The sequence below is a fragment of the Nitrincola nitratireducens genome (assembly GCF_000585235.1).
Classification (GTDB): Bacteria; Pseudomonadota; Gammaproteobacteria; order Pseudomonadales; family Balneatricaceae; genus Nitrincola; species Nitrincola alkalisediminis.
The window spans coordinates 83831-91820 of sequence record NZ_AONB01000018.1 but is presented as its reverse complement, the minus strand read 5'-3'; the positions used below and the strand labels follow the sequence as shown (position 1 = coordinate 91820).

Annotated in this window: 7 protein-coding genes and 1 pseudogene; 4 read left to right on the top strand and 4 right to left on the bottom strand. The window is 47.1% G+C overall.

The genetic code is table 11. The features are described 5' to 3' along the window. Together D791_RS14355 and D791_RS14350 are read right to left on the bottom strand one after the other, a co-directional pair. Positions 1 to 753 (bottom strand): 7TM-DISM domain-containing protein (locus D791_RS14355; RefSeq protein WP_036513065.1); only part of this gene is annotated, 753 nt, incomplete at its 3' end. Positions 754 to 969: 216 nt separating this feature from the next. Then, positions 970 to 1809 (bottom strand): nuclease-related domain-containing protein, encoded by an 840-nt coding sequence (locus tag D791_RS14350; RefSeq protein ID WP_036513062.1) that lies wholly within the window; start codon positions 1807 to 1809, stop codon positions 970 to 972. A gap of 882 nt (positions 1810 to 2691) precedes the next feature. On the opposite strand from D791_RS14350, the gene D791_RS14345 reads away from it, so the two are divergent. From D791_RS14345 to speE, 4 genes and pseudogenes are all read left to right on the top strand, one after another. After that, the gene (locus D791_RS14345) at positions 2692 to 3453 is read left to right on the top strand and encodes a response regulator (RefSeq protein WP_036513059.1); all 762 of its coding nucleotides are present in this window, start codon (positions 2692 to 2694) and stop codon (positions 3451 to 3453) included. A gap of 273 nt (positions 3454 to 3726) precedes the next feature. Beyond that, positions 3727 to 4817, top strand: a pseudogene (gene aroC / locus D791_RS14340) (chorismate synthase). 28 nt (positions 4818 to 4845) lie between these two features. Next, positions 4846 to 5301: an adenosylmethionine decarboxylase gene (gene speD / locus D791_RS14335; protein ID WP_036513057.1), complete on the top strand. Its 456-nt coding sequence runs from the start codon at positions 4846 to 4848 to the stop codon at positions 5299 to 5301. Further along, positions 5298 to 6224 (top strand): polyamine aminopropyltransferase, encoded by a 927-nt coding sequence (gene speE, locus D791_RS14330; RefSeq protein WP_337588666.1) that lies wholly within the window; start codon positions 5298 to 5300, stop codon positions 6222 to 6224. Before speD ends, speE begins: the two co-directional genes overlap by 4 nt. Here speE and D791_RS21865 read toward each other — a convergent pair. Beyond that, positions 6139 to 7062, bottom strand: coding sequence for a hypothetical protein (locus D791_RS21865; RefSeq protein WP_337588665.1), 924 nt, complete (start codon positions 7060 to 7062; stop codon positions 6139 to 6141). The two genes, speE and D791_RS21865, sit on opposite strands and share 86 nt — an antisense overlap. A 14-nt stretch (positions 7063 to 7076) precedes the next feature. Then, the gene (locus D791_RS21860) at positions 7077 to 7988 is read right to left on the bottom strand and encodes a protein kinase domain-containing protein (protein WP_337588664.1); all 912 of its coding nucleotides are present in this window, start codon (positions 7986 to 7988) and stop codon (positions 7077 to 7079) included. Between the last annotated feature and the right edge of the window lie 2 nt (positions 7989 to 7990).

Genomic DNA, 7990 nt, shown 5'->3' with positions numbered 1-7990 from the left:
ACGCCACCAGCTGGGTAAACGGGTGCGAATCTGCAGAAATTGTAAGCTGAAGTGGAAAATACTCCAGGCTGAAAGGGTATATAGGGTCAAGATAATTGAACCGAGAAACTGGTTGAACGCCATCGGCCACAACCAGGGACCAAATCCCTGCGTGACGCCCAGACTGAGAAACACCAGCGAGTGAAACAGGATGTAAAAGCCGTAGGCAGGGTAGCGGAACAGTAAAAAAGTGACGGTGTTATGGATCAGCAAGATCAGCAGTGCACCAGCAGCGGCTGCCCAGATTTTGAAGCTCGTCTCGGTCAGTTGCTCAAACTGATGCTGACTCATCAGCCGCAAAGGTAAGAGAAGCGGTCCTTCGCTGGCTTTGCGAATCAGTACCTGATGGTTACTGCCCGGTTGCAGTTCCACCGGGAACCAGATGCTGGCGTAGGCGGCATCTGGACTCCATGGCTGCGTGTCGCCGCGTACCCAGTGACGCACGACCTCACCGTTCTCGATTAGATAAAAATCCAGCTCATCAATCATGATGTTGCTGAGTCGCAGGATTAATTCAGTTGGTGTATCAACCGGAGCAAACTCGATTTTGTGCCAATAGGCCTGGGCAGAAAGATCACTGGCCTGATGAAATAAAGCGGTGTCGAATTCAAGGCTTACCAGTGCATCTTCTGCCGCAAGGCGCTCCGAACCTTCCTGCGCTGTGAGCAGTGGCTCATGTAAATAGTCTGTCGTTCCAATGAATCCTGAAGGCATGACAAATGCTCCGACAGGTGTGGATAACAGACAGAACAGCACTATCCCGGCGCGACTCAGTAATTGCAGAATGCAGCTCCCATGCAGGTGCTCACGACATAAAACCTGAATGGAGTATAGTACGAAATTTCTGGGGGTGCCCAACTCGGAAATAGAGGATTGTTCTAGTGTATTGGATGTTCCTGTGGGAGGGTGCCAGAGTAGGGAAGGTGTATATCAGTTCTCTTTTAGATGTAACCCACGACACTTGGGAAAGGTGGAACATCCCCAAAATTGCTGACCCGTATTTGCACCACGCTTGGTTTCTCTGATGACCATGGCAGAACCACAACGTGGGCAGAGGGGGTCACTACTCATGTTACTGGCTTCTTGACTGACCTCATGGCTGACTTCCTTGTCGACCTCTTTAGTGACCTCTTTACTGACCACAAGCTCCTTGACATGCTGGCGGTGTTTATAGTCCGTTACCAGACCGGGTTTCAGCTTGATTTGGTTTAGCTTTGTAATCAGTCGGTAGACTTCCGTGTCAGGCATCACCGCCTCATTGAACTGCTTGATATAGTCCAGACAGCCTCGTGCAGCAGTCACATTGTCCGGCATTTCGGTTTTGAAAGTACTATCACCCACAAACACAATTACAGAGTGCATGAACTCAGGATTACAGTCCAAAAGAGACTCCAGTGTTTTAATGTGTTTGTAGTTTTGATGCAGTGGGTTTTGAAATTTAGCAGAGTGGCGGTAAATTTTTTGTGTCCACTGCTTTTGATGAGGTGAACCAAATATCCAGCCTTTCATATTCTTGGTTTCGATCACAAAAATACCAAATCGTGAAACCAGAATATGGTCAATTTGCGTGGTGCCATCCTCAGTTGGAAGAGTAACGTTTTTAATTAATTTGTAGTCGGTTTCAGGTAGACCAGCCAACAGCTTGTTGACAATGTATTCTCCCAGAACACCTTTAAACCAGCGGCTTTTTAAAGTTAATACGAGGATTAACAGTGGTATTATATACCAGGATTGTAAAATGCTATTGAGTAGTATGTTGGATATGTCCACTTGATTTCCTTATGCGATTAATAGCTTGTTTTAATTGGCTTGTTGATGGTTTAAATTAGAGCGCGTGTCGCTTGGATATTTGGCTGTGTTGAAGGGGGTATTGCAAGAATGGTAAATATTCTCCGGTCAAAAAGGTTAACCTGAATCAGTGAGTTGATGACAATTAAAAAGACACTAATTTATTGAATTTAATTTACTATTTTCTATTATTTTCGTTTACAAAAACTCACCGATTTATTGAATTATGCACATCAAGCCATCATAAGAAGAGAATTTTACCGTCAGACACGCTACCGCCCGCCTCGTGCTCCATCACAGCAGTAAGTATTCCCTGATTGTCTATCTATGATTTAAACAGGACTATTCCAGCCTTGCAAGGTGGCTTCGTTCAAACGGGTCTCTTCGGTACTGAATCTGCACTGAGAGGATCTTCATACCAAGAGTATTTTGGTAGCGCCTCACATTTATTTGCATACGTCTGCGTAGGTGTTTCGCCAGAAGTGGAGCAACCGACACAGTACAACATGCAGGGGAGAGCAGCTGGATGAGCATAAGGATCTGGCCGTGTGGCCGATGACCTTGTGCGATAAATTGCCCAGAGCCTCCTAACGCATCATTGCAGGGTTTTGAAATATTTTATAGAATCCTAAGTCTCTGATTCATGTCTAATTCTTAAGGAAAACCTAAATCAGGCAGTGGTGCCATCAATAATGTTGAGGATGTTGGCTGCAGATCAGCGATTCTTTAATATTGTTAGGCGCGATTGTACGAATTGCGTGGGGGCTGTTAGTTAAGTACATCAACCCCGTGTAGTTTGAAACATAACAAACCCTCAGGGTTTACTTAAAAATTGGATGAACACTCTGTTCAAATAGGCCGCTTATGAATGTATCTGTGCTTGTGGTTGACGATGCTAAAGCAATTTGTACACATGTGACACGTATTGTCCGCAACGCATACCCTAAGGCTAGCGTAGTCTCTGCCTTTAATGGCCGCGAAGCACAGAAATGTTTAGAGGGTGCTCAATTCAATATCATCATTTGCGATTGGGAAATGCCGCAAATGTCAGGTCTAGATCTGCTGAAATGGGTGCGTCAACAGGATGCCTATAAGTCGGTGCCTTTCTTAATGGTCACCAGCCGTGGCGAACGAGACTATATCTTAAAGGCCATTCAAGCGGGTGTCAGTGATTATCTTGGCAAGCCGTTTTCAGCCGCTTCGCTTGAGACAAAAATCCAAAAACTCTTGTTTGGAAAAACATCAGAGGCAAAAGCGGGCGTTAGCAGCACCGGATCAATCGCGCAACAGAAAAGCTTTGCTAAAAAGCCGAAGGGGTTAGCGCAACTCAGAACAAGTAAAGGGGTGTATCGCTGCGCGATTAAAGACCTCAGTTTGCGAGATGTGTTAGTGGTCATCAAAAATGAAGACAGCGGAGCCTTTCCCGACATCCTCGAACAAGCGGTAGTGGATATTGAACAAATCTCGGGTGACAGTGTGGCTCGTATTAACGGGTTTGTGTCGCGTCTAGAGGCGTTTGATAATCGTATTGACACGCCGTTTGTATCGGTGAAAGTCACGTTTGTCGACGATGATCCTGAGAAGTTAGAGCATATCTCCAAGTACATTGCGAGCATTCAGCGCTAGTGTTGATGCTGGCAATGTACAAAAAAAGCTTAAGTCAGCGATTGTATCCGTGTCTATCTGCTCTAGCCTTGCGGGATGGCCTTGTGCGGCCTTATCCAGAATCAACCTGCTGAAAGATCGTATAATTTTTTAGCAACACTGTTAGCCATTAGCATAATCGATTAAGATTACGTCCGAAAGGATAGTGGTTATCTCTACTATCGCTTGATATCTTATTATTCACAAACTCTGACGCTGGTGACACGCCAGTGGTGATTCATACAGGATGACAGCATGTCGGGTAACAGCATAGGTAAACTTTTCACGCTTACAACCTTTGGCGAAAGCATGGTTTGGCCCTTGGGGCCATAGTGGATGGTTGCCCTCCGGGAATCGAGCTGAGTGAGGCTGATCTCCAGCTGGATCTAGATCGTCGTAAGCCTGGGACGTCTCGCCACACAACGCAACGCCGTGAAGCCGACGAAGTGAAAATTTTATCGGGTGTGTTTGAAGGGCGGACGACGGGTACTCCAATAGGTCTGGTCATTGAAAATACCGATCAGCGCTCTAAAGACTACTCCAACATTCAAGACACCTATCGTCCAGCGCATGCGGATTACGTGTATGACCATAAGTATGGTTTCCGTGATTACCGTGGTGGTGGCCGTTCATCGGCACGCGAAACCGCGATGCGCGTGGCCGCAGGTGCAATTGCCAAAAAAGTGCTGGCCAGTAAAGGTGTGCAGATTCGTGGGTATTTGTCGCAATTAGGCCCGATCGCAATTGATCCTACGCGTTTTGATTGGTCAGAAGTGGATAACAATCCTTTTTTCAGTCCGGATGCACAGGCGGCTCTGGAAATGGCCGATTACATGGATGCCTTGCGTAAAGAAGGCAATTCCGTTGGCGCTAAAATCACGGTGGTTGCTTCAGGTGTTCCGGTTGGATTGGGGGAGCCGATTTTTGATCGACTCGATGCGGAATTGGCGCATTCATTAATGAGCATCAATGCGGTTAAGGGTGTCGAAATCGGTGATGGATTTGATGTCGTGAGCCAAAAAGGCACGGAGCATCGCGATGAAATGACGCCAGAGGGCTTTTTATCGAATCATGCTGGCGGAATCTTAGGTGGAATCTCTACAGGCCAAGACATTATTGCCCATATCGCCTTAAAACCCACATCCAGTATGCGTCTTCCAGGTCGCAGTATTAATCGTCAAGGTGAAGCCGTTGAAGTGATCACCAAAGGGCGGCACGACCCCTGTGTGGGGATACGCGCAACACCGATAGCGGAAGCGATGATGGCTGTGACACTTCTTGATCATTTGCTTAGACACCGCGGTCAAAATGCCGACGTGGTTACTGACCTGATCAAACTTAGTTAATACTTAACCCTAAGAGGGGAGTAGAGCCTTGGCAGATCCAAAAGATAGACAAGCCTTAACTCCAAACAGTGGTAGCGGTACCCCCGTTACCACTGAATCTAAAGATTTTTTTATTCAGCGTGACGATTACTGTTTTGCGGGAACCCATTTAATCATCGATTTATTTGGTGCTGATCGTCTGGATGATATCGAGACGATGGAGCAGGCGCTTCGTGAGTCTGTGATTGCCGCGAACGCGACCTTGTTGCACTTGCATTTACATCATTTTACCCCGAATGGAGGGGTGTCGGGTGTTGCGGTGTTGGCCGAGTCTCATATCAGTGTGCACACATGGCCAGAGCGTCATTATGCAGCGTTTGATGTGTTTATGTGTGGTAATGCAACGCCTAAGAATACCCTGCCCGTGCTAAGGCGTTTTTTTTCGCCGGATGAGGTGAAGGTAACCGAGCACCTTCGAGGGCAGATGCCACTGGGGCCCTTATGATGACCTTTACCGAAACACTTAACTCTGGCTATGGACAGTCTTTCAGTGTTGAAGATGTTTTGTACGAGGTGCAAACCGATTTTCAACACCTGATCATTTTTCGCAATCCTGTGTTTGGTACCGTGATGGCGCTCGATGGCGTGGTGCAAACAACGGAGCGGGATGAGTTTATTTATCACGAAATGATGGTGCATGTGCCGCTGATTGCGCATGCTCAGGCAAAACGTGTCCTCATCATTGGCGGAGGTGATGGCGGTATTTTGCGAGAGGTGGTCAAGCATCCCGGTGTTGAGGAAATCACTCAGGTTGAGATCGATGCTCAGGTCATCGACATGTGTAAAACCTACTTGCCACACCACTCTAACGGGGCCTTTGATGACCCGCGTGTTTCCATTGTGATACAAGACGGTGTTGAGTTTGTAAACCAAACCACGCAAACCTTTGATGTCATTATTTCCGATTGCACCGATCCGATTGGTCCGGGCGAAGTTCTGTTCACCAGCGATTTCTACGCAGGCTGTAAACGAATCTTATCCGATAAGGGAATTTTTGTGGCTCAGAATGGTGTGCCATTTATGCAGCCTCAAGAGCTTAAGGATACGCGCCTTCGCTTAGGTGCGTATTTTAACGATCAGACCTTTTATACGCTGACGGTGCCAACCTATGCCGGTGGTGTCATGGCATTAGCTGGGCAAGTGATCATGTTCTGTATCGCAGTGTATCGGCTGAGCAGATTAAGGAATATTTGGCTAAGCATGCGATCCACACCCGCTACTATACGGCTGAAGTTCATCAAGCGGCATTTGCGTTGCCGGGGTATATTCAGGCACTGCTGGGTTAAAAATCCTGATTTGAATCCATTTTTTGGACTGCCCGCGGGTTTTTGGGAAAAAAGTGTGCGTCGGCCTGAATTTGAAGGCTAAATTGGCGAGTGTTTTTATATGGCATTTTCATAAACCCCGAGACCCCTAAGCCATTGATTAAGGGAACGGCTGAGATAATGCGCGCCAAGGAGGCCTTGAAAACATCGTGTTGGGTAGGATCTAGCAGCACGTAATCACTGTGAATTTTGAGATGCGTCGGCAGTGCCTCGAAGATAATTAAGCCTGTGTGCCGAATATCGTTGAGGTAGGCGATTTCAGTCATAATCTCGCTGGGTAGCGTGAGAAACTCATCAGGATCTTGTCCATCCTCAAAATACGAGTGATTGCGGCTTTTGTCTTCAGAGAGTGGCGCTTGCATCACCTCGAAGGGAATCACTAAGTCGGCGGGCGGGATAAATGCATCGCTCTCGGATGCGCGCCGAATATGACGCGTGTTTTTCGCATTAAATAAACAGCATTTGAATACACCGTCACGATGAATGGCTCTTGCTAAATTCACCATCGTGTTGACGGCTTGCGTAAAAGCTAATGTTAGGTTGTCATCCTGTAAATTAAGGCTGGAGTCAATGAAAACAGCGTTTTCTTCCCAGCGAATTGCCAGTCCGCCCAACACAGGGTAGCGGCCTAAGCGGCTGATGGAGGCAAGAAAGGCGCGTTCGGTTTTTCCCATGCCGTGCATGAAGTTTTTATAGTATTTTTCCAACTCCACATCCTTCACGTCAGCCATTAAATAGGGGTCGATGTTTCCTTCACGCAGAAAACTCTTGCGCGAGCTGTAGACCACTGTTTCGATATCGAGGCCATCGTCATGATTCCAAACAGGGATCAGGGCTTTTTCAGGAGGAAGGTGTAAATCGGGAAGGGCTAAGCGGCTCATGTATTTCATGTGGGTTAATAAATAGTCACCCGCTTGAGCACGAACCTGTGATGAGCCTCTAAAAGTGCTTGCAGTGTCAGAGCGAACTCCTTGGGTAAGCCCAGAGAGGTGGCAGGGATGGCTTCGTAGCCATATCGACAGCTTTGACCCGATGCTAGGGCATAGAGAGTACCTGCCATGCCTTGTTCATCAAAACGCGGTGAGCTGAGTTCGCCATTTAATTGCTCATCACCAATAAAATAGACATCGCCGAGCTTGGCGTTGGTTTGTTGTAAACTATCACTCAAAAAATTAAAGGGGGATTGTCCAATCGCGTGGCCATTGGCATCCACTTGAGCAAAGACGCTGGATCCCCAATCAATCAGTTTGATGGTTTCTGTTCTTGGATCAAACACGATATTAGAGGGTTTAATATCACCATGAACGATGGGGCAGTCATGGTTGTCCTGACGAACATTGCGCAGTGCAATCAATACGTCTACCAGTTGTTTGGCAATTTTAATAATTAAGCGTGGTGAAAGCTTGCCGTGTTGAATGGAGTAAGCGTCCAGATCTAAACCGGGTGCGCGCTCCATCATTAAAACTGATTGGCGTGAGATTTTTGTATACTCGCTGACGGCTGGAATAATCGGGTGCAAGACTTGGCTCTGCATCCAGGCCTCATCTTCAAGCCGATCTTGAATGTGTTGCGGGAGGTTAATGCGCGAAAACTTAAAGACATAGTCATTTGCATTGCTATCACGCCCCCCGAACACAAAGCCATACGCGCCTTTGCCGATAAATTCGATATTGCTGAAGCCCAGCCGCATGAGTTGGTCCATGCAGAGCTTAACCCAGTCTTTGATCTTCTGAGCATCTTCATGGCTCATCAGATAAATCGACTGTTCCTCATTAATATAGAACTGTTGCAACAAAGGACGCGTCATCT

What these genes read in the sequence shown, in the direction of transcription:
- D791_RS14345 (WP_036513059.1), top strand. Translation starts at nt 2,692, where the DNA reads ATGAATGTATCTGTGCTTGTGGTTGACGATGCTAAAGCAATTTGTACA.
- speE (WP_337588666.1), top strand. Translation starts at nt 5,298, where the DNA reads ATGATGACCTTTACCGAAACACTTAACTCTGGCTATGGACAGTCTTTC.
- D791_RS21865 (WP_337588665.1), bottom strand. Translation starts at nt 7,062, where the DNA reads ATGAGCCGCTTAGCCCTTCCCGATTTACACCTTCCTCCTGAAAAAGCC.
- D791_RS21860 (WP_337588664.1), bottom strand. Translation starts at nt 7,988, where the DNA reads ATGACGCGTCCTTTGTTGCAACAGTTCTATATTAATGAGGAACAGTCG.